At 58.5% G+C, this 22137-nt stretch carries 14 protein-coding genes; 10 read left to right on the forward strand and 4 right to left on the reverse strand.

Translation table 11 applies throughout. The annotated features are described in order from the left end of the window. The first annotated feature begins 203 nt into the window (after positions 1-203). Genes coaE through uvrB form a run of 3 tightly spaced genes read left to right on the forward strand, consistent with a single transcriptional unit; the run spans position 204 to position 3711 of the window. The gene (gene coaE / locus I2G43_RS09155; protein ID WP_195535917.1) at positions 204-845 is read left to right on the forward strand and encodes a dephospho-CoA kinase; all 642 of its coding nucleotides are present in this window, start codon (positions 204-206) and stop codon (positions 843-845) included. Further along, complete coding sequence (locus I2G43_RS09160) at positions 838-1419, forward strand: lytic transglycosylase domain-containing protein (protein WP_195535918.1); 582 nt, start codon at positions 838-840, stop codon at positions 1417-1419. The genes coaE and I2G43_RS09160 overlap by 8 nt, the downstream gene beginning before the upstream one ends. 51 nt (positions 1420-1470) lie before the next feature. Further along, positions 1471-3711, forward strand: coding sequence for an excinuclease ABC subunit UvrB (gene uvrB, locus I2G43_RS09165; protein WP_195535919.1), 2241 nt, complete (start codon positions 1471-1473; stop codon positions 3709-3711). A gap of 63 nt (positions 3712-3774) precedes the next feature. On the opposite strand, the gene I2G43_RS09170 is transcribed toward uvrB, so the two are convergent. From I2G43_RS09170 to I2G43_RS09185, 4 genes are all read right to left on the reverse strand, one after another. Continuing rightward, positions 3775-5415 carry an NAD(P)/FAD-dependent oxidoreductase gene (locus tag I2G43_RS09170; protein ID WP_195535920.1) on the reverse strand — a complete coding sequence of 547 codons (1641 nt, stop codon included), beginning with the start codon at positions 5413-5415 and terminating at the stop codon, positions 3775-3777. Between the two features lie 79 nt (positions 5416-5494). Further along, on the reverse strand, positions 5495-6766 hold the full coding sequence (locus I2G43_RS09175; protein ID WP_195535921.1) for an NAD(P)/FAD-dependent oxidoreductase: 1272 nt from the start codon (positions 6764-6766) through the stop codon (positions 5495-5497). Continuing rightward, entirely contained in the window at positions 6767-7597 is an 831-nt protein-coding gene (locus I2G43_RS09180) for an Mrp/NBP35 family ATP-binding protein (protein WP_195232166.1), read from the reverse strand. A 148-nt stretch (positions 7598-7745) separates the two neighbouring features. Then, positions 7746-9899: an LTA synthase family protein gene (locus tag I2G43_RS09185; RefSeq protein WP_195535922.1), complete on the reverse strand. Its 2154-nt coding sequence runs from the start codon at positions 9897-9899 to the stop codon at positions 7746-7748. Positions 9900-10092: 193 nt separating this feature from the next. Between I2G43_RS09185 and uvrA the strand changes: the two genes are divergently transcribed. From uvrA to I2G43_RS09220, 7 genes are all read left to right on the forward strand, one after another. Then, on the forward strand, positions 10093-12972 hold the full coding sequence (uvrA, locus tag I2G43_RS09190) for an excinuclease ABC subunit UvrA (protein WP_195535923.1): 2880 nt from the start codon (positions 10093-10095) through the stop codon (positions 12970-12972). A 132-nt stretch (positions 12973-13104) separates the two neighbouring features. Continuing rightward, positions 13105-13605: a Cys-tRNA(Pro) deacylase gene (ybaK, locus tag I2G43_RS09195; RefSeq protein WP_195535924.1), complete on the forward strand. Its 501-nt coding sequence runs from the start codon at positions 13105-13107 to the stop codon at positions 13603-13605. A 105-nt stretch (positions 13606-13710) separates the two neighbouring features. Next, entirely contained in the window at positions 13711-15291 is a 1581-nt protein-coding gene (gene murJ, locus I2G43_RS09200; protein ID WP_195535925.1) for a murein biosynthesis integral membrane protein MurJ, read from the forward strand. Positions 15292-15297: 6 nt separating this feature from the next. Further along, the gene (gene uvrC, locus I2G43_RS09205; RefSeq protein ID WP_324249534.1) at positions 15298-17238 is read left to right on the forward strand and encodes an excinuclease ABC subunit UvrC; all 1941 of its coding nucleotides are present in this window, start codon (positions 15298-15300) and stop codon (positions 17236-17238) included. Between the two features lie 365 nt (positions 17239-17603). Next, positions 17604-19217 (forward strand): ABC transporter substrate-binding protein, encoded by a 1614-nt coding sequence (locus I2G43_RS09210; RefSeq protein ID WP_035138897.1) that lies wholly within the window; start codon positions 17604-17606, stop codon positions 19215-19217. 155 nt (positions 19218-19372) lie between these two features. Beyond that, complete coding sequence (locus tag I2G43_RS09215) at positions 19373-20329, forward strand: ABC transporter permease (RefSeq protein WP_055251823.1); 957 nt, start codon at positions 19373-19375, stop codon at positions 20327-20329. 3 nt (positions 20330-20332) lie between these two features. Next, positions 20333-22137 (forward strand): dipeptide/oligopeptide/nickel ABC transporter permease/ATP-binding protein (locus I2G43_RS09220; protein ID WP_195535927.1); only part of this gene is annotated, 1805 nt, incomplete at its 3' end.

A 22137-nucleotide genomic window follows, 5' to 3' on the forward strand; every position in this document is an offset into this window, starting at 1 on the left:
GCCGCTGACCGGTGGACGGCACCGAGCCGTCTGGTTGATTTGAAGAAGGGGGAGGCCTCGCGGCCTCCCCCTTTTTTGCGTTTAAAGAGGATTGAAATGGCGGTATCCGCCTTCGCCTGGGCTCTCTTACTGTTTGGCTGTATTTTGAGCCCATCTTATTTATTTGCGCGATAATAACTCCCATTGGCGTTAGGGAGGGCTAGATGTTTACCGTTTTTGTCTTGGGCAATATTGCTTCGGGTAAGTCGACTGCCTGCCGCTATCTCGAATCTCGCGGTGCCATGCTTATCGATCTGGATGAGCTTGCCAAATCGCTGTATGTGCCAGGTTCCGAGATCGTCAGTGCCCTTGCAGAGGAGTTTGGCTGGGACATTTTGGACGGGGAGGGCGGCATTCGCCGCAACATCCTCGCTGCTCGAGCTTTTGTCTCGCCTGACACCGTCGCGCGGCTCAACGGCATTGTTCATCCGGTTCTTATCGAACAACTTTCGATGAGGATTCTCGATCCGGTTTGTTGCACGGTTTCGTCTCCCCGTTATCCCTTTGCGGTTGTCGAGGTTTCTGCTCCGACTGGTTTTGAGGATGCATTTGGCCTGGCTGATGAAATACTGGTCATCAGCGCTCCCTTGGAAGTTCGTCGTGAGCGTGCCATTCATCGTGGTATGGAGCCCTCTGATTTCGATGCTCGCTCTGCATGTCAGCCCGATGAGGCTTCGCTATGCAACCTCGCTACGACGGTAATCGATAATGCTGCAGGCGATAACTCGCTCTTTGAACAGCTGGACGCGTGGCTTGCGCATCATGGCTTTTGCGACGTAACGGATAAGGAGGAGGCCGATGTCTAAGACACGTTTCTTTACGTGGTATCGCATGGCACCACTTGCCGTCGTGTTCGTCTTCGGTCTTATCTCGCTCATCTACTCGTATGCTCCTGCCGCTTTCTTTAAACCGTTGTATCCGATTGACTATGAGGCGTATGTAAAGCAATCGAGCATTTCGCACAATCTGGATCCGTATTTGGTGTGCGCTGTCATCAAGTCGGAATCGAATTGGGATCCCGAGGCCGAGTCGAATCAGGGCGCTCAGGGATTGATGCAACTGATGCCCGAGACGGCCCAGGATATGATTGCCAAGGGCCTTGTCGATGGTGACGAGTATTCGGCTGACAACCTTAACGATCCGGCTACGAATATCGAGTTTGGCTGTGCGTATCTCTCATACCTTTTAACCTATTTCAACGGGTCGACCGATAGCGCCATTGCCGCCTATAACGCCGGCATGGGCAATGTCGACGGGTGGGCGCAACAGAGCACGTCGTTGCATAATGCAATCACCTTCCCCGAGACTCAGGCGTATCTGATTCGCGTCAATAACGCCTGGGTTCGCTACAAGACCCTCTATCCCGATCAGTTCGTATAGGACTATGCCTGCCGCCTGCGTATACTGCAGATATATGAGTTAGGAGTATCCATGGCGGAATTTGAAGTTGAGCGTGTTGGCGGAGAGCTTAAACGTTTTGGCGTTGAGGGCTCTGAGGTGCCATTTAAGGTCGTATCTCCTTACGAGCCTGCGGGTTCCCAGCCCAAAGCCATTGAGTCGCTTGTGCAGGGCGTGAGAGATGGAGATCGCTATCAGGTTCTGTTGGGCGTGACTGGCTCGGGCAAGACCTTCACGATGGCCAAGACTATTGAGGCCTTGGGGAAGCCGACGCTGGTTATGGCTCCCAATAAAACACTTGCCGCTCAGCTTGCGAGCGAGCTTAAGGAGTTCTTTCCCAACAACGCCGTGGTCTATTTTGTGTCGTACTACGACTACTATCAGCCCGAGGCGTATGTGCCGCAAAGCGATACATATATCGAGAAGGATTCCTCGATTAACGAGGAAGTTGAGATGTTGCGCCATCAGGCGACGGCATCGCTGCTTTCTCGACGTGACGTAATCGTCGTCGCATCGGTCTCGTGTATCTATGGCATTGGCTCTCCCGAGGACTATGCTGGTCTGGCACCGAACGTCGACAAGAAGGTGCCGCTTGAGCGCGACGACTTTATTCATGCGCTTATCGATATCCAGTACGATCGCAATGACTATGATTTGGCGCGTGGCACCTTCCGCGTGCGCGGCGATGTCGTAGACGTGTACCCGCCCTATGCCGAGCATCCGTTGCGGTTTGAGTTCTTTGGCGACGAGGTCGAGCTGATTGCCGAGATCGACGAGGTCACCGGCGAGATGCTGCGTGAGTACGAGGCCATTCCCGTGTGGCCGGCGTCGCACTACGTGACTGAGAAGCCTAAGGTCAAGGCGGCCCTGAAATCAATCAGCGAAGAGTGCGAGAAGCGCGTGGCCGAGCTCAAGGCAACCGATAAGCTGCTCGAGGCCCAGCGCCTACAGCAGCGCACCGATTACGATCTTGAGATGCTTGAGACCATGGGCTTTTGCAACGGCATCGAGAACTACTCTCGTCACCTGGACGGGCGCAAGCCGGGCGAGCCGCCGTTTACCCTGATCGATTACTTTCCCAAGGACATGCTCTGCATCATCGACGAGTGCCATGTGACGGTGCCGCAAATCCGCGGTATGCACGAAGGCGACCGTTCGCGTAAAGTGACGCTGGTTGAGCATGGTTTTCGTTTGCCCTCGGCGCTCGATAACCGCCCGCTTCGTTTCGATGAGTTTGAGGCCAGGATTCCCCAGTTCATCTACGTTTCGGCCACGCCGGGCGACTACGAGCTGCGTGTTAGCCAAAACGACGTTGAGCAGATTATTCGTCCGACCGGTCTGCTCGACCCCAAGATTGACGTGCGTCCAGTTCGCGGCCAGATTGACGATCTTGAGGACGAGATTCGCGAGCGGGTGGCGCGCAAGGAGCGCGTGCTGGTGACGACGCTGACCAAGCGCATGGCAGAGGACCTGACCGACCATCTGCTTGATGCCGGCATTAAGGTCAATTACATGCACTCCGATACGGCGACGATGGATCGTGTCGAGATCCTGCGTACGCTGCGCGAGGGAAAGATTGATGTTCTTGTTGGCATCAACCTGCTCCGCGAGGGCTTGGACCTTCCCGAGGTTTCGCTGGTAGCGATTCTCGATGCGGATAAGGAAGGCTTTTTGCGCAACCGCCGTTCGCTGATTCAGACGATTGGCCGTGCGGCCCGTAATGCCGACGGCGAAGTCATCATGTACGCAGACGTTGTGACTGATTCGATGAAAGAGGCCATCGAGGAGACGCAGCGCCGTCGTGAGATTCAGATGGCATATAACGAAGAGCATGGCATTGTGCCCAAGACGGTCCGCAAAGCCATTAACGATATCTCGAGCTTTATCGCCGAGGCCGAAAAGACCGTGGGCTCCAAGGGGCGTTCGAAGGGCGATTCACTGGGTCACGGCGCGTTCTATACACCCGATGAAAACGGCGAGGGCGCCGTACCGGAGACGGTGGCGCCCGAGCAGACGCTTGCCGAGCAGCTGGAAGGGCTGCCGCATGACGAGCTCGTGCGAATCGTCGAGACCATGGAGGAGGACATGCGTAACGCTTCCGCCGCCATGGACTTTGAGGAGGCGGCGCGTCTGCGTGATGCGGTCGTCCAGATTCGGGCGATGCTCGAGGGTGCATCTGAGGACGAAACGATCGAGCGTTTGCGTTCGCAGGCTCGCAAGGGTTCCACCTTTGCATCGGGCAGAAAACGTCAGGGTGCACGATTCAAGAAGTAACGAACGGGCCCCGAGCTCCTTGTGGAGCTCGGGGCCCGTGTCTTTCGAACGCTGGGGCGCGCGTTAGAGGTCTGCGATCAGGGCTTCGGCACAACGGATGCCATCGGTGGCGGCGCTCATGATGCCGCCGGCATATCCAGCTCCCTCGCCGCAAGGGTAGAGGCCCGGGGTCGACGTGGCGTGGCACGCTCGGTCGCGGGTGACGGTGACAGGCGAGCTCGAACGCGTCTCCACGCCGGTGAGGACGGCATCGGGGCGGTCGTAGCCGCGCAGCTTTTTGCCGAACAAGGGGATTCCCAAACGAAGCGATTCGACGACATGCTGCGGGAGGGCTTCGTCGATTGCCGTCCAGGTTACGCCAAGTGGATAGGTGGGCTTCACTTTTCCAGGTGCCGTGCTGGCACGTCCCGCAAGGAAATCTCCGACGAGCTGTGCCGGTGCGTTCCAGTTGGAGCCGCCCAGGCGATAGGCGGTCTGCTCGCAGGCGCGCTGGAGTTCAATGCCCGCAAGCGGGTCATCGCTGGGAAGGTCGTCGGGCGTGACGTTAACGAGTAGGGCGGCATTGGCGTTGCGCCCGTCGCGGGCATTGAGGCTGGCTCCGTTGACGCACAGATAGCTCTGCTCGGAGGAGGCGGCAACAACCTGCCCGCCAGGACACATGCAAAACGAGAACACGCTGCGATCGTTGGGGAGATGGGCCACGAGTTTGTAAGGAGCTGCTCCAAGCGCCGGATGCCCCGCCGATGGGCCATATTGGGCACGGTCGATGTCGCGCTGCGGATGCTCGATGCGTACGCCCATGGCAAAGGTCTTTTGCGCGAGGGCCACGTTATGGGTCTTGAGAAGTTCGAATACGTCGCGAGCGGAATGGCCGCAGGCGAGAATGAGATGCTTTGTGACGATTGTCTCGCTCGCGGTGCTTTGGGGCGATTGAACATCGATGCCTGTGATGGCGCCGGACGCATCGGTGCGAATGTCGATGAGTTTTGTGCGATAACGAACGGTTCCGCCGAGCTGTTCGATGCGCTGGGAAATGTTGGTGACGACGGCGGGAAGGATGTCGGAGCCAATGTGCGGCTTGGCGTCCCACAGGATATCGCGAGGCGCGCCCGCTTCGACGAAGGTCTCGAGAATCAGGCGATGGGCGGGATTCTTGGTTCCCGTATTGAGCTTTCCGTCCGAGAAGGTTCCTGCGCCGCCCAGGCCAAACTGGATATTGCTCTCGGGGTCGAGGATACGCTCCTTAAGAAAGAGGTCGATTGCCTGCGAGCGTCGAAGCGCCGGGTCACCACGCTCGATAAGCAAGGGCTTAAGACCTGCTTCGGCGAGGGTGAGGGCGGCAAAGAGGCCGGCGCAACCGGCACCGACAACGACGGGACACTCCTTGGGTGCGTTGGGGACAGGGGAGGGGAATGAGGGCGCCGCGCCATCGACCATGCGGATGCGCGAGCGATCGCGCTCGGCAACGCTGCTGACAGCCTCCTGCTCGAGTCGGGGGTTTGTCAGCTCGACTCGAAAGCTCAAAATAAAATGGACGTCTCGCTTTTTACGGGCGTCGATAGACTTGCGATGGAGCTCGATGGCTTTAATCTGGGAATCCTTGCATCGCAGGGCTCGCTTGGCGGCGCGTCTGCCAACGGTAAGGCAGGCATCCTCGTCGCCAGCCTCATCGAGGGACGCGTGGACTTGGGTGATTTCGATCATCGAGGTCTCCTTAGATGCAAGAAAGAGGCCGCCCGGTGTCCCAGACGGCCCGAATGCGTTTTGATTATAGACTGCGCGGCTATAGACTGCTTGCAGCGCGAATGCCCGAGATCCAGGCCCACGCAAGATTAAAGCCGCCACAATCGGCATCGATATCGAGCGCCTCGCCACAGATGAAAAGTGGGGCGCCTACCGCGTTGTTCACGCAGAGTCTGGGAGCTGAGACGCTCTCGATGGGCACGCCACCGCGCATGACCTGGGCCGAACACTCCTCCGCCGTTCCCTCGACGAGCAGCTTAAAGTGCTTGAGGATCGAGACCAGATGGATGACATCGTGTGACCCGGGGTGGCACTGTTCGAATGTGGTGCAGACGACGTGAGAGAGCTGCGGGGCAAGCATGCCGTCGAGCCAGCGGAGATCGTGGGACGAAAAGCCGCCGAGCAGCTCAACTCGCTGGTTGAGCATATCGAGCAACTCACCTTTGGAGAGGTCGGGGAAAACGTCGAGCAGAATCGTGTCGCCGTGCTGGACACGGCGGGAGAGGTTGAAGGCGGCAACGCCCGAGATGCCAAAGGTTCGGAAGAGCACTTCGCCGTCTTCGTGCCAAAGCTCCTCATGATTGCGGGTGAGCGTCAGACGGGCGCGGACGCGCAGGCCATCCAAGGTCTTGAGCGCCGTCTGGTCGCCAACGACCGATGCCGACACGGGGCAGAGGACGGGGTGCTGCGGCGTGAGGGAGAGATCGAACGTCCTCGCGATGTCGGCAAAACTGCCGCCCGTGGCGATAATCACAGCCTTTGTTTGCAGCGTCTCGTTCTTGCGAGGTGCGTCGGCAAGCGCCTTCCGAAGCGAGCGGACCTCTGTTTTTCGGTCGTCGTGCTTTTTTGCCTTGAGTGTCCGCGCGGGACGGTCTATTTGAAGCGCCCAGCCCTCGGGAGCTTTGGATGCCGAGACAACGTTTGCCCCGCAGATCAAGGCGATACCCAAGCGATCGCAAGCGTTGAGAAGCGCATCGCGCACCGATTCGGCGCGAAGGGAACGCGGATACAGGCGGCCTTCCTCGGAGGTCGTCATGATGCCCAGCGAGGAGAAGAAGTTCCCTAGCTCTTCTTCGGGCTGAGGTCCCATGACGGATTCGATGAATGCGGGGTGGTTATACCGCTGGAAATCGATTGATTCGTTGGAAAGGTTGCAGCGGCCGTTTCCGGTCGCAAGTATCTTAAGGCCGCAGGCAACATCGCGCTCAACGATGCAGACGCTTTTGCCGGCGCGTGCGGCCGTAATGGCGGCGGCGAGACCCGAGGCCCCGCCGCCGATTACCAAGACGTCATAGAAGGCGTTTGCGTTCACTTAGGCCTCGTCGGTCTCGTGCGGGGCAATGGCCTCGACGGCAGAGACGGCCTGGGGCAGCATGCCGTCGGGCAGTGCGGTCTCAACTTCGCCCTTATCGCAGGCCTCGGCGAGTGCCGGATTGATGGGAAGTTGGCCCAGGATCTCGAGGTTGTAGCGCTCGGCAACCTCGGGGAGCTTGCTCTTGCCAAAGACTTCAATCTTCTTGCCGCAATCGGGGCACTCGATATAGCTCATGTTCTCGACGATACCCAGAATGGGGACGTTCATCTTCTCGGCCATATTGACCGCCTTGGCGACGATCATTGAGACCAGATCCTGCGGGCTCGTGACGATGACGATGCCATCGACGGGCAGCGACTGGAAGACGGTGAGGGCGACGTCGCCCGTTCCCGGAGGCATGTCGACCAGCAGGTAGTCGATGGGACCCCAGGAGGTCTCGCTCCAGAACTGCCTGATGGCACCCGCGATAACCGGACCGCGCCAGAGGACAGGGTCGGTTTCGTTTTGGAGCAGCAGGTTGGAGCTCATAACCTTGACGCCGTGCTCGGAGATTTCGGGCAGCATAAGGTTGCCGAGGGCGTGGACATGTCGTCCGCTCATGCCGAACATCTTGGGGATAGAGGGGCCGGTAATGTCGGCATCGAGGACGCCGACCTTGTGACCGTGACGGGCGAGCTCGGTGGCGATGGCGCCGGTGACGAATGACTTGCCGACGCCGCCCTTGCCGGAAAGCACGGCGATGACGCGCTTGACTTCGGACAACGTGTTTTCTTCAAATTCCTGTGGCGCGGTTTGTCCGCCGGCGGCCTGTGCATGCTCGCAACCCATGTATGACTCCTTTGTATATGTTGGGGACGAAGCCCCGCGGTGTGACACGAGCGTCATTGTACCCTCGTTTGCGAGCGGGAGTCATTCGTGATGTGTCTGTCCGGGAGCGTGCGTTGCAATGTTATGTCACTCCAGCGCACGGGCGAGCTTACTGAACCTTGCTGGCGAACTCAAGGTATTGAATGCGCTGCAGCTTGTCGATCGTCGAGACATAGGGGCTGTCTTTCGATTCCAAGTCATAGCGCAGCCCGTCGGCTCCGAGATAGCCGGCGACATTGATGGTCGGCACATCGGACCTTGTTGCAAGCAAGGCCTTTTGGTAATCGGTGAGCGGAGCGCCGATCTTATTAAGGGTTATGGCTGCAATCTCGTTTGCACCGACGGTGTCGTAGACGTTGAGCTCGGTATTGCCGGCGATTTCATAGTTCGCCCAGACAAAATAGGTCGACTGATAAATGCGGAAAGCGTGGCTTGCCGTGTCTTCCTGCGGGTACAGCTCATCGTTGAGAGCCGTTGCGGCGCTCGGCTGATGATCGCCAAAGAAGACGAGCACGACCGGTCGACCGATATTGCGGAGCTCGTTGATAAAGTACTCAAGGTCTCGGTCGGATGCGTTGATGCAGGTGAGGTAGGTGTTGAGTGCGGTATTGGTGCCCTCGCTGGCCCCCTCGACCCAATAATTCGTCAGCTCTTCGGCGGGAACGGTGCCGACATCGTATCCGCCATGGTTTTGCATCGTGACATCGAAGATAAACTGCGGGGCGTCGTCGGTCCTCAGCAGGTCGAGTATCTTGTCATAGGTGGCGTAGTCGCATACGCCGGCATGGTAATAGGGTGCACCTTCGAAATCGGCGATAGATAGGAAATCTCCAAAGCCCAGCTGCTGATAGATTTTATCTCGATGGTAGTTAACGGGGTTTTGCGGGTGCATGGCAGTGGCGGTGTATCCAAGTTCTTTAAGGTCCTTTGCCAAGCTGTTGACATCATTCATCTGATATAGCTGATAGGGAATCTTGCCCACTCCGACAAAGGCGGTCGTAGCTCCGGTCAAAAACTCAAATTCGGAGTTCGCTGTTCCGCCACCTGCGACCGAGGCGAGCATAGTGCCGCGCACGAGCGTGTCGGGAAGTGAGTTATAGAATGCGGGGCCGGTATACCCGGCCGCCTGGAGCTGCTCAAAGCACGAAAGGTCGCTAAAACTTTCGTTCATGACGGCGACGATCGTCGGCTTGATTTCATTGAATTGAGCAACGGCGGCGGCGCGCTGCTCGCTCGAGCCATATGTGCTGTCATAGACGGCGGCAAGCTCCCGCTCGATGTCCTGAGCCTCATCGGACGTATAGCCCTCGGGCTTTTCGATGGGCAGCTCGTTGACCATTTCGGTGAACGAGGTGAGAAAGCCCTGAGACACATACGTCGTAATAGGCTGCCAGCGGTCAAATCCAAAGTCGAGCGCCTGTTCCAAGTCGATGCTGGAAAAGCCAGAGAGACCCACGGCGGTCACCAGCAGGAAGGCACAGAGATTGCCGGCAATGACAGGGGATACGCGAGAGGGCGTACGGAGCTTTCGCGGGCGGATGAGCGAAAGAAGCCCAAAGGAGATTTCGAGCAGCGCAAGTGACGTGACGATACCGGCAGTAAAGGTGAACTCGTATCCTTCGCTTACCTCCGCTGCGGTGCCCAGGGCCAAAATATCGCTCGGCAGGATGGCTTCGCCTTTAAATGTCACGACGAAGTGCTCGGCAATGCCAAGGATACAGCAGACGATGGGCACAAGGGCCATGACCCCTCCGTGCCGTTGTCCTAGCAAATAAAGAGAGAGCAGGATCGTCGCGAGCAGTCCGACGGAAAAACCAAATGAATTGGCGGGAATGCGATAGAACGTGTCGTTGCAGGCGATTTCGAGCGAAACGAACGAGAGCACCGAAACCGCGGCGATGACGAGAACGTCGCGACAGGTGCAAGCAATCGTTCCCGTTGCGAAATCGGATTGGTCGATGAATCTCGAAATCAAGGGCTCGACAAGAAGCACGACGGCAGCGGCACCGAGTGCCGAATAGGAAAGAATCCATAGGGAGCTGTCTTCGTTTACAAGCAATTGATTCGTAATCCAGGCAGCTACCACACCGAGCGGAATGAGGAGCGTCGCGCACCAAAAGGCGCGGGCAATGGGCGGCTTTTCATTTCGCTTGATTGAAAAATATACGCGCACGACGACGGCGGCTACGATAAGGACGGCAATGAATATGGGCAGATTGGCCATGTCGCTCGAAGTGATTTCAAGGGGGATATCTTCGGTCATGGACGTTCCTCTGGTTCAGCAAATTAAGTTCAGTATTAGATTACTGTAACCTTTCCACGGCATTTCGAGAAACAAAGCACCCGATACGCAACGCAAAAGGTCTGCGAATCTTGTATTACGAACATCTGTGCGCGTCGAGTGCGCTAAACTCATCGACAATATGATTCGATGCAATAGGAGGCAAGGAGCTTCCATGTCTGATTCTTCTATCGTTATTCGCGGCGCTCGTGAGCACAACCTCCGTGATATCGATGTTTCCATTCCGCGTGACCAACTCGTGGTCATTACCGGTCTTTCTGGCTCGGGCAAGAGCTCGCTGGCATTTGACACTATCTATGCCGAGGGCCAGCGTCGATACGTCGAGAGTCTTTCGAGCTATGCGCGCCAGTTCTTGGGCCAGATGGACAAACCCGACCTGGATTCAATCGACGGCCTTTCGCCGGCGGTGTCGATCGACCAAAAGACGACGTCTAAAAACCCTCGCTCGACGGTTGGCACCGTAACCGAGATTTATGACTATCTGCGCCTGCTGTTCGCCCGTGTGGGCACCCCGCACTGTCCCGAATGCGGCCGCGTCATTGAGCGTCAGACGACCGACCAGGTTGCCGACAAGGTCTTGGCGGCGGGGGAGGGCCGCCGCGCGTTTGTGCTGGCACCGGTGGTGCGCGGGCGAAAAGGCGAGTACACCAAACTGTTTGAGGACCTTCGCGCCGAGGGCTTTAGCCGCGTGCGTGTCGACGGTGAAGTGCGCTCGCTCGACGATCCGATCGATCTGGACAAGAAGTTCAAGCACGATATCGAGGTCGTGGTCGACCGTATCGTAATTCGAGAGAACTCCCTAGGCCGCATCGCAGAGTCCGTTGAGCAGGCGACGGCGCTGGCGCACGGCAATGTAAACGTGTGCATGCTGCCTGACCGCGATGCTCCCGAGGGAACCGAGGGCGAGCTGCTTGAGTATTCGCTGGCGCTGGCGTGCCCGGAGCACGGGCACTCCATCGACGATTTGCAGCCGCGCGATTTCTCGTTCAACGCGCCCTATGGCGCATGTCCCGAGTGCGATGGCCTGGGCTTTAAGAAGACAGTCGATGCCGAGGCGCTGATCGAAGACCCCTCAAAGTCGATTGCCGACGGTGTCTTTGGCAGCCTGTTCGGCAATTCCAACTACTATCCGCAAATCTTTGCCGCGGTCTGCAAGCATTTTAAGGTGAGCGCCGATACGCCCTGGGAGGACTTGCCTCCCCGCGTGCGTCGTGCGTTTTTGGATGGCATGGGCGACACGAAGATTTCGGTCGACTATCAAAAGCTCGACGGGCGTCGCAGCCAGTGGGATACCAAATTCTCGGGCGTGCGCAACATCCTGTATGAGCGCTACACCGAGACGACGAACGAGAACACCAAGGCGCGCCTGGAGAAGTATATTCGCGAGGAGCCGTGCTCGAGTTGCCATGGCGCCCGTCTGCGTCCCGAGATGCTTGCTGTCACCGTGGGCGGTAAGTCGATTTATGAGGTTTGTTGCCTGTCGTGCCGTGAGTCGCTCGAGTTTTTTGAGAGCTTGGAGCTCACCGAGCGCCAGCAGTTTATCGGCGGCCGCATCGTCAAGGAAATCTTGGAGCGTCTGCGTTTTCTGGTCGACGTCGGCCTTGACTATCTGACGCTCGATCGCGCCTCGGCGACGCTTTCCGGTGGCGAGGCGCAGCGCATTCGCTTGGCAACGCAAATCGGTGCGGGCCTCATGGGCGTGCTCTATATTCTGGATGAGCCTTCGATCGGTCTTCATCAGCGCGACAACGAACGCCTGATCAAGACGCTCGAGCGCCTGCGCGATATCGGCAATACCGTCATCGTCGTCGAGCACGACGAAGATACGATTCGCGCTGCCGACTACGTGATCGATATGGGTCCCGGTGCGGGCGTGAACGGCGGACACGTGGTTGCGGCAGGAACGCCTGCCGATATCATGGCGTGCCCCGAATCGATGACGGGCGCCTACCTGACCGGCAAGCGGATGATTCGCGTGCCCGAAGAGCGCCGCAAACCCGGTCGCGGCTGCCTTAAAATTACGGGCGCTCGAGCCAACAACCTCAAAAACGTTACCGCCAAGATCGAGTTTGGTACGCTTACGGTTGTTACCGGCGTGTCGGGATCGGGCAAGAGCTCCCTGGTTACCGACACCATCGCGCCTGCCCTTACGAATGCCATTCACCGTTCGACGCGCCCTGTGGGCCCATATAAGAAAATCGAGGGTATCGAGTGTATCGATAAGGTTATCGATATCGACCAGTCGCCGATTGGCCGCACGCCGCGTTCCAACCCTGCTACCTATATCGGCCTGTGGGATGATCTTCGCGCGCTGTTTGCGAGTACGCCGGAGTCGAAGGCGCGCGGCTACTCACCGGGTCGTTTCTCCTTTAATGTGAGTGGCGGGCGCTGTGAGGCGTGCAAGGGCGACGGACAGATCAAGATCGAGATGCACTTCCTTCCCGATATCTACGTTCCCTGCGAAGTTTGCGGCGGTAAACGCTACAACCGCGAGACACTCGAGGTCACCTACCGTGGCAAGACCATCTCGGACGTACTTGACATGAGCGTGGCCGAGGCACTGGCTTTCTTTGGGAATATCCCGCAGATCAAGCGCAAGCTTCAGACCTTGTATGACGTAGGCCTTGGTTACGTGAGCCTTGGCCAGCCCGCGACGACGCTTTCGGGCGGCGAGGCGCAACGCGTGAAGCTCGCCAAGGAGCTTCATCGACGCCAGACGGGCAAGACGTTCTACATTCTGGATGAGCCAACGACCGGTCTCCATTTTGAGGACGTCCGCCAGCTGCTCGACGTGTTGCAGCGTCTGGTCGATGCGGGCAACACGGTGCTGGTGATCGAGCACAACCTTGATGTCATCAAGGTTGCCGACCGCCTGATCGATATGGGCCCCGAGGGCGGCAATGGCGGCGGAACCGTCGTGGTCTCGGGAACACCGGAGCAGGTTGCGGACTGTCCGCAGAGTTATACGGGCAAGTTTTTGGCGCCGTTGCTCAGGCGCGACCGGGAGCGTCAGGCTCAACTTGATGTTCAATAAATAGGCGATTCAGTTTATGGGCGCCATCGACTCCTTGTGATTCGATGGCGCTTGCTGTGCCGAAGTGACGTATGCAGTCGAATTGGACATATACTTAATCCTTGCGTCCGAATGCGAGGGAAAGGATATGTCATGGCAAAGGCTGCAAAGACGCCAAAAACCAATGCGATGCGCGAGCTGGAAAGCGCCGGCATTTCCTATGTTCTACATACGTACGAAGACGATGGTGATGAGTCGGTGGGCCTGGGTGTCGCGATTTCGGAGCAGCTTGGCGAGGAGCCCGGTCAAGGATTTAAGACTTTGGTCTGTGTGACACCGTCCAACGACTATGTCGTGTGCTGCATCCCTGTTGCCGACGAGCTCGATCTAAAGTCCGCCGCTCGTGCGGCGGGGGAGAAATCCCTGGCCATGATGCATGTGAAGGACTTGCTAGCGGCGACTGGCTATGTTCGAGGAGGCTGCAGCCCGGTCGGTATGAAAAAACGCTACCGGACGCTCATTGATGAGACATGTGTCCTTTGGGATACCATTTTTATTTCGGGAGGCAAGCGTGGTTATCAGCTTGAGCTTGCACCTGATGATTTAATTGCATTTTGCGGGGCGACGGTCGCCCCAATTACGAGAGAGGACTGAGCGATGCCGCAGGAAGAATTGAAGTGCGGAGCTCATTTTGCAAAAGAATCTGCGCCTCAGACACCCTCATCCGAAGCTTCTTCGTCGCGAGACGACACTGACGACATGGGCTCGTCGGACTACTCCACGGTTGGTCGTTCCGCCGGGCTTATGACCATCCTGACCATCGTGTCTCGCGTCACCGGTTTTATCCGCACGTGGGCAATGGCGGCCGCTATCGGCATGTCGCTGCTCTCGTCTTCCTATCAGGTCGCCAACAACCTGCCCAATATGCTCTACGAACTCGTGATGGGCGGCATGCTCGTGACGGCGTTTTTGCCCGTGTACATGGGCGTGAGGCGTGAGCAGGGTCGCGAGGCCTCTAACGAGTACGTGGGCAACCTGCTCGGTATTCTGCTATTGGTGCTGGGTGGCATTTCGTTGCTGGGGACCGTGTTCGCCCCGGGCTTTATCTGGACGCAATCGTTCCTTTCGGGTGACGGCGGCAGCATGGATACCGCTGCGTTCATGTTCCGTTTCTTTGCCATCCAGATTCTGTTTTATGGTTTGGGCTCGGTGTTTTCGGGCGTCCTCAACGCACACCGCGACTACTTCTGGTCGACGTTTGCCCCGGTCCTCAACAATGTGATCGTCATTGCGAGCTTTATGGGCTTTGCGCCCGTGTCCGCACAGTTCGGCGAACGTGCCGGCATCATCTTGATTGCGGCCGGTACGACCCTCGGTGTCTTTGTTCAGATGGCATGTCAGATCCCCGCGCTTGGCAAGCACGGCGTGCATCCCCATATCCATATCGACTTTAAGGACCCCGCACTGCGCCAGACGATTGCGCTCGGTATCCCGACGCTGCTCGCCACGGTGTGCATGTTTGTCTCGACTTCTATCACCAACGCTGCTGCGCTGGTGGTCCAGCCCGAGACTGGTCCTTCCGTCATCGCCTATGCGCGCCTGTGGTACACGCTGCCCTACGCGCTGATTGCCGCCTCGCTTTCGACGGCGCTCTATACCGAGCTCTCTCACGACGCACAGGAGAAGGATTACGACAGCGTCCGCACGGGCATTTCGCGTGGCGTCGCCCAGATGCTGTTCTTCCTGATTCCATTCGCGCTGTACCTGATTGTCTTCGCGCGTCCGCTCAACATGATCTACTGCGCTGGCAAGTTCGATGAGTCCGGTGTGGCGCTGGTGTCGGAGTTCCTTATCTACCTGGCACTTTCCCTGCCGCTCTACGGCGTGGTCGTGCTGATGCAGAAGAGCTTCTCTGCCTTGCTCGACATGAAGCCCTATAGCCGCTATTGTCTGTATTCCGCCATCGGCCAGGCCGGCTCGGTTCTGCTGTTTGGCGTTGTGCTGGGCTTCGGTATGCCGGCAATCGCGCTTTCGTATGTCGTTGACTACGTGATCTTGGTTGGTTGCTCGCTGTGGTGGCTGCGTCGTCGCCTGCGTGGTCTTCAGGTTAAATCTATCCTGCATGGCGGTTTCTTTGGCCTTTTGCTCGGTGGCCTGGGTGCTGCCGCAGGCGCCGGCGTCATGCGGGCGCTTGAGCACTTTGTCGGGGCACTTGGCGGCTCGATTCTGATTACTCTTGGCTACGTTTGCGTTGCGGGTGTCGTCTCGCTTGCTGTTACCTTTGGCCTTGCCGTCGTCCTTAAGATGCCCGAGGTCTCGGCGCTGATTCGTCGCAAGTAGGTGCGCGTGGCCGGTCACGACAACATTCCAACGCTTGCCGAGCAGGTTTCGCGCGTTCCCACGCAGCCCGGCTGCTACCTTTGGAAAGACGCCAAGGGCGATGTCATCTACGTGGGCAAGGCGAAAAACCTGCGCGCCCGTATGCGTCAGTACGTGACGCTGCAGGACGAGCGCCAGAAGATCCCACTGATGATGCAGCTGGTGGCGAGCTTCGACTATATCGTGGTGGAGACCGAGCACGAGGCGTTGGTGCTCGAGCGCAATTTGATTGGTCAGTACCATCCGTACTTTAACGTCGACCTCAAGGATGACAAGAGCTACCCCTTTATCGCCATTACAAAGGGCGACCTGTATCCCGCTATCAAATACACGCGTGAGCGTCATAAGCCGGGAACGCGCTATTTTGGACCTTATACCGATAGCCGCGCGGCACGTGAGACGATAGATACGCTGCGCAAGGTTATCCCCATCTGCTCCGCATCCTGTGCGGAGTGGCGTCGTTGTCGCCGTATCGTCGAGTCCCACAAGGGCGAGGAAGACATCGTCAATATGATTTGCGCGCAAAACGGGCGCCCCTGCTTCGACTATCATGTCGGGCGCGGCCCGGGTGCGTGTGTCGGCGCGGTTTCCCCGGCAGACTATGCCAAGAACGTCAAGCGTGTCGAACGTTTTTTGTCGGGCCATCGCAAGGACGTCGTCGACGAGCTGACATCCGAGATGACGGAGGCCGCCGAGGCGCTCGATTTTGAGCGCGCCGCCCGCGTCAAACGTCGTTTGGAGGTCATCAGGGGTCTGGACGATCGTCAGCAAGTCGTTTTTCCCTCCAGTGTCGATATCGATGTCATCGGTTTCTATCGCGAGGAGACCATCTCCGCCGCTTGCGTCTTCGTCGTTCGCGAGGGTCGAACAGTTCGCACCTGCGAGTTCATTCTCGACAAGGGTCTTGATGTTGACGAGGAAGAGCTCCAGTCGGGCTTTCTTAAGCGCTATTACGACGAGACGGCTGATATTCCAGCTGAGGTCAACCTTTCCGTCGAGCTTGAGGATGCGGAGGCGCTGGGGGAGTGGCTTGCGGGCAAGCGTGAGCGTTCCTGTCATCTCCATAGGCCGCAGCGTGGCGAAAAGCACCGTCTGCTCGATATGGCATCCAAAAATGCGCGCCATGCCCTCATGCGCTACATGATGCGAACGGGGTACGCTGACGACCGCACCAATCAAGCGCTCCTGGAGCTCGAAAGTGCGTTGGCGCTGCCATCGCCGCCGTTGCGTATCGAGTGCTTCGATATCTCGACGCTGCATGGCACCTTTACGGTCGCCTCGATGGTGGTGTTTACCAACGGGCGCGCCGACAAGAGCCAGTATCGTCGTTTTAAAATCCAGGCCGAATTGGACGAGGCAAACGACTTCGTGTCGATGTCCGAGGTTTTGGGACGACGTTATGCTCCCGAGCGCATGGCCGACGAGCGCTTTGGCTCGCGCCCCGATTTGCTCGTTGTCGATGGCGGTAAGCCGCAATTGACCGCTGCGATCAAGCAACTTGAGGCTCTTGGGCTCGATATACCAGTTTGTGGCTTGGCAAAGGCCGATGAGGAGGTTTTCGTGCCTTGGGACGAGACTCCCGTCGTGCTGCCGACCGGGTCCGCGTCGCTCTATCTAATTAAACAGGTGCGCGATGAATCGCACCGTTTTGCCATCACGTTCCATCGCGAATTGCGCGATAAAGCCATGACGGTTTCGGTACTCGATGACGTTCCAGGCGTGGGACCCACCAGAAAACGTGCCCTTATGCGCCATTTTGGCTCGATGAAGCGTTTGCGCGCGGCGAGCGAGCAAGAGATCGCGGAAGTTCGAGGCATTCCTGCCGATGTCGCCAAAGCGGTTCACGAGGCGCTCGTTGCATGGAATGCCGAGCGCGCCGAGGCGGCGGCAAAGCAATCCGAAAACTAAACACGCCTCTAAACAACTGATATACATGATTGCGTGATTTTCAATCATTTATTTCACGGCGATTACCAGCCGATTTCGGGTTTAATTAACGCTAAAACGTTTGACTAGCCATGGTGAACAACCCTGCTATCCTGCGGGTTGACGAAGACTGATATCTCACCTCGTCGATACATACTGTCTGGCGAATCGTTTGTCAATGAATTCGGTGAACGGTAGTAAATACCGTTCAAGCGTATGTATGTATCGGTCGCCGAGCGCGGCACCTCAGTTGGGCTCGTCGGTAGGTAAGGTATATATCGTCCGCAAGTTGCGCGGGGGCACGTCTAGGTGCTCCCGGGTAAGATTCTCTATTGATAGGAGAAGACATGGCCATCATCAACAAGGGTATGTCCAGGCGTTCGTTCCTCGGCCTCACCGGCAGCGTCGCTGCTGTCGCAGGGCTTGGTCTCACCGGCTGCGGTGGCAGCTCCAGCGACGAGGGTTCCGCTTCCGGTTCCACCGATTCCGCCAACCGTGGCGGCGGCGTGATCACCGCTGGTTCCGCTTACGCTCCGTCCAGCTTCGATCCCGCCAGCACCGGCTCCGCTGTGGGCCTGGGTGCTAACTGGCACGTCGTCGAGGGCCTCTATGGCATCGATTACCACGACTACAGCACCTTCAACGAGCTCGCCACCGACGATCCCAAGTCTGTGGACGACACCACTTTCGAGGTCACCATCCGCAAGGGCGCCAAGTTCTCCGATGGCACCGAGGTCACCGCTGACGATGTCGTTGCCTCCTACACCGCTTGCGCCGCTTCCGCTACCTATGCTCCGTTCTTCCAGCCCTTCGAGTCCATCGAGGCCAAGGACGCCAGCACCGTAACGGTCAAGACCAAGGTCCCCAACTTCTCCCTGCTCAAGGATCGTCTGGCCATCGTCCGCGTTACCCCGGCCACCCAGACCGAGGAGGATCGCGCCAAGCAGCCGATCGGCTCCGGCCCCTGGATGTACGACTCTATCTCCGATACCGAGATCACCCTGGTTCCCAACCCCGAGTACAACGGTGAGTATGCTGCCGAGGATAAGAAGATCCAGTACAGCATCCTGACCGACCCCACCGCTCGCGTTACCGCTCAGCAGGAGGGCTCCACGCTCGTTATGGAGCTCGTTACCGCTGACGCCGTCGACCAGCTCGAGAGCGCCGGCTGCAAGATCGATAACGTTCAGGGTTTCGGCACCCGCTTCATCATGTTCAACGTCGCCAAGGAGCCTTGGAACAACGTCAAGGTCCGTCAGGCTGTCATGTATGCGCTCGACACCGAGAAGATGGTCAGCAACACCTTCGCCGGCCTTGCCACCGCTGCTAGCTGCTACCTGCCCAAGAGCTTCACCAACTATCATGAGGCTTCCACGGTGTACAAGACCGACGCCAAGAAGGCTAAGAAGCTCATCGAGGAGTCTGGCATCACCCCGGGTGCCATCACCCTGCGCACCACCGACAACGAGCAGATTAAGGGCATGGCCGCCCAGGTCAAGAACGACCTCGACGCTCTCGGCTTCGATGTGACCATCCAGACCGATACCTCGCCGGCCACCTACGCTGCCATCGACGGCGGCGAGGCCTACGATATCCTCCTTGCCCCTGGCGATCCTTCCTGCTTCGGCGCCGACCCCGACCTGCTGCTCAACTGGTGGTACGGCGACAACGTCTGGATGCAGACCCGTTGCCCGTGGAAGGAGTCCGCTGAGTGGCAGAAGCTCCACGGTCTCATGGACGAGGCTCTTGCCGCCGAGGGTGACGAGCAGCAGAAGAAGTGGAACGAGTGCTTCGACATCATTGCCGACAACGCCGTTCTGTACCCCGTTGTCCACGTCAAGACCGTCTCCGCTTCCTGGGACGATCCGTCCACCGCGCCCAACGGCGAGGCCCTCGATGGCTTCAAGGGCATCGGCACGACGAGCATGTCCTTCAGGGGCGTCGCGACCGTCAAGGCCTAAGACTCGCTTGAGTCATATGTAGGGCGTCGGTCGTAAGGCAACGTCCTCATAGTTGAAACAAAGACCCGGGCGGCAACGATGTCGCTCGGGTCTTGTAATGAGTATCCGTACTCATATACCAGTTGGTCCTACCGACAAAAGAAAGGGGAGAGAACGTGAACAACTTGCTACGTTTGATTGGAAGGCGTCTTGTGGCGCTGCCGATCATGGCATTGGGCGTCACCGTCCTGGTGTTCTTCCTTATGTCGTTCTCCAAGACCGACCCCGCCTACACGGCGTTGGGTGACGGTGCCTCGCCCGAGGCGGTTGCCGAGTACCATGAGAAGTATGGTCTGGACGACCCCTGGCCCGTGCGCTACGTGCGCTATATGGGCGATTTGATCCATGGCGACATGGGCACCTATGGTGCTGCTCGCAACTCCGTTGCCAAGCGCATCTCCACGGCCCTGCCTGTCACGATGCAGCTGACCTTCATCGGCCTTGCCATCGGTGCGGTCGTTTCGTTTTTACTCGGCGTCATCGCGGCACTGTATCGCGACAAATGGCCGGACCAAGTGATCCGCGTCTTTTCCATCGCCGGCTTGGCAACCCCGTCGTTCTGGCTTGCCGTTCTGTTGATCTTACTGTTCTCTTCCTACCTTAAGGTGCTTCCGGCATCGGGTGCTCTGCCTCACTTCACCACGAATCCGGCTGGCTATCTGGGGCGTATGATCATGCCCGCTATCGCCTTGGCATTTCCGCTGACGGGCCAGATGACTCGTATCGTGCGTACCGCCATGGTCGAGGAGCTCGATAAGGATTATGTCCGTATGGCTCGCGGCGCCGGCGTTCCCGAGAAGGTCGTCGTCGGCATCAACGTTCTTCGCAATGCGCTGATCACCCCGGTCACCACCCTCGGTCTTAAGATCGGTTACCTCATGGGCGGCGCCGTCGTCATCGAGGTTATCTTCAACCTCCCCGGCATGGGCACCGCGATTCTGCAGGGCGTTCAGGGCAACGAGGCGAACCTGGTTCAGGGCGTCGTTATCGTCGTTGCTCTTGCCTTCATCATCATCAACATCGTGGTTGACATGCTCTACCTGCTCATCAACCCGCGCATCAGGACGGTGTAGATTATGGTAAAGATTCGAGAGAAGCAAACCGAGCAGCTCGAGAAGGCTGCCTCCAAGGGGCTCAAGCTCGGTGGCTGGAAGAAGATGACGCTGTCTTCTAAGATTGCCGCCGTCGTGTTGGTGCTGGTCGCCCTGACTGCGATTCTGGCGCCCCTTCTTGCCCCCTATAGCCCGGTCGAGATCTTTACGGCTCGCCAGGCTCCCGGCAACGGATTTATCTTCGGTACCGACGATAAGGGTCGCGACATTCTGTCGCGCATGCTCTACGGTGGTCGTTACTCGCTGATTATCGGCTTTGGCGCCACTGCCATGGCTCTGGTCTGCGGCTCGGTCGTGGGCGCCCTTGCGGCGGTTTCGCGCAAGGCCGTTTCCGAGACGATCATGCGTATCCTGGACATCATCATGTCCATCCCGGGCATCGCCCTCGCGGCCGTCTTCGTCTCCATCCTGGGCAACTCCGTGCCGTCGATCATCTTCGCCATCGGCTTTATGTACACTCCGCAGATTGCCCGTATCGTGCGCGCCAACATCGTGTCCGAGTACGGCGAGGACTATGTCCGCGCGGTCATCGTTTCCGGCGCCAAGGCTCCGTGGATTTTGATCAAGCATGTTCTGCGTAACTGCATCGCCCCGATCATGGTCTTCACCGTTACCCTGGTCGCCGACGCCATCATCTTCGAGGCCTCGCTGACCTTCATCGGCGCTGGTATCCAGGAGCCCACCGCTACCTGGGGCAACATCCTCGCCGACGCCCGCGGCGGCGTGCTCGCCGGCCGTTGGTGGCAGGCGCTGTTCCCGGGCCTGGCCATCATGATCACCTGCCTGGCGCTCAACATCCTCTCCGAGGGCATTACCGACGCCATGGCCGCTGCTCCCTCCGCCGCCCTGGATCCGACCGATTCCTCCAAGCGTCGCGAGGCCGACCTGCTGGTCTCCGACCCCGTTCGCGCCTACAAGGAGCAGGCCCAGTCCCTCTCCGCTCGCCTTGGCGCCCTGCGCGATGTCGAGCTCAAGCGTGACGATCGCCATGTGCCCGACGAGTCTGTCGAACCGATTCTCTCGGTCCGCGATTTCTGCATCCAGTTTGAGCATCACGGCGATATCAACGTCGTCGACCATGTCAACTTTGACGTCCGTCCTGGTCAGACCATGGGCCTGGTGGGCGAGTCCGGTTGCGGTAAGTCCATCACCACGCTGGCCATCATGGGCCTGACCGACGATGACGAGCACCTTTCCGGCGAGGTCCTCTGGGAGGGCCGCGACCTGCTCAAGATGAGCAAGAAGGAGTGGTTCGGCCTGCGCGGTACCGATATCGCTATGGTCTATCAGGACGCCCTGTCCTCGCTCAACCCCTCCATGCTCATCTCTGCCCAGATGAAGCAGCTCACCAAGCGCGGCGGCACCCGCAGCGCCGAGGAACTCTTGGAGCTCGTGGGCCTCGACCCCAAGCGTACGCTCGAGAGCTACCCGCATGAGCTTTCCGGTGGCCAGCGTCAGCGTGTTCTGATCGCTATGGCCCTTACCCGCGACCCCAAGCTGGTCATCTGCGACGAGCCCACGACCGCTCTGGACGTTACCGTCCAGAAGCAGGTCATCAAGCTGCTCAACGACCTTCAGGCCAAACTCGGCTTTGCCATGATCTTCGTCTCGCATGACTTGGCGCTGGTCGCCGAGGTCGCCCATAACATCACGGTTATGTACGCCGGTCAGGTTATCGAGCAGGCGCCCACCAAGGAGCTGCTCACTAACCCGATCCACGAGTACACCCGCGGTCTTCTGGGCTCCGTTCTGTCCATCGAGAGCGGTTC

This window comes from Collinsella aerofaciens, assembly GCF_015557435.1.
GTDB lineage: Bacteria > Actinomycetota > Coriobacteriia > Coriobacteriales > Coriobacteriaceae > Collinsella > Collinsella aerofaciens_Z.

What these genes read in the sequence shown, in the direction of transcription:
- coaE (WP_195535917.1), top strand. Translation starts at nt 204, where the DNA reads ATGTTTACCGTTTTTGTCTTGGGCAATATTGCTTCGGGTAAGTCGACT.
- I2G43_RS09160 (WP_195535918.1), top strand. Translation starts at nt 838, where the DNA reads ATGTCTAAGACACGTTTCTTTACGTGGTATCGCATGGCACCACTTGCC.
- uvrB (WP_195535919.1), top strand. Translation starts at nt 1,471, where the DNA reads ATGGCGGAATTTGAAGTTGAGCGTGTTGGCGGAGAGCTTAAACGTTTT.
- I2G43_RS09170 (WP_195535920.1), bottom strand. Translation starts at nt 5,415, where the DNA reads ATGATCGAAATCACCCAAGTCCACGCGTCCCTCGATGAGGCTGGCGAC.
- I2G43_RS09180 (WP_195232166.1), bottom strand. Translation starts at nt 7,597, where the DNA reads ATGGGTTGCGAGCATGCACAGGCCGCCGGCGGACAAACCGCGCCACAG.
- I2G43_RS09185 (WP_195535922.1), bottom strand. Translation starts at nt 9,899, where the DNA reads ATGACCGAAGATATCCCCCTTGAAATCACTTCGAGCGACATGGCCAAT.
- uvrA (WP_195535923.1), top strand. Translation starts at nt 10,093, where the DNA reads ATGTCTGATTCTTCTATCGTTATTCGCGGCGCTCGTGAGCACAACCTC.
- ybaK (WP_195535924.1), top strand. Translation starts at nt 13,105, where the DNA reads ATGGCAAAGGCTGCAAAGACGCCAAAAACCAATGCGATGCGCGAGCTG.
- murJ (WP_195535925.1), top strand. Translation starts at nt 13,711, where the DNA reads ATGGGCTCGTCGGACTACTCCACGGTTGGTCGTTCCGCCGGGCTTATG.
- I2G43_RS09210 (WP_035138897.1), top strand. Translation starts at nt 17,604, where the DNA reads ATGGCCATCATCAACAAGGGTATGTCCAGGCGTTCGTTCCTCGGCCTC.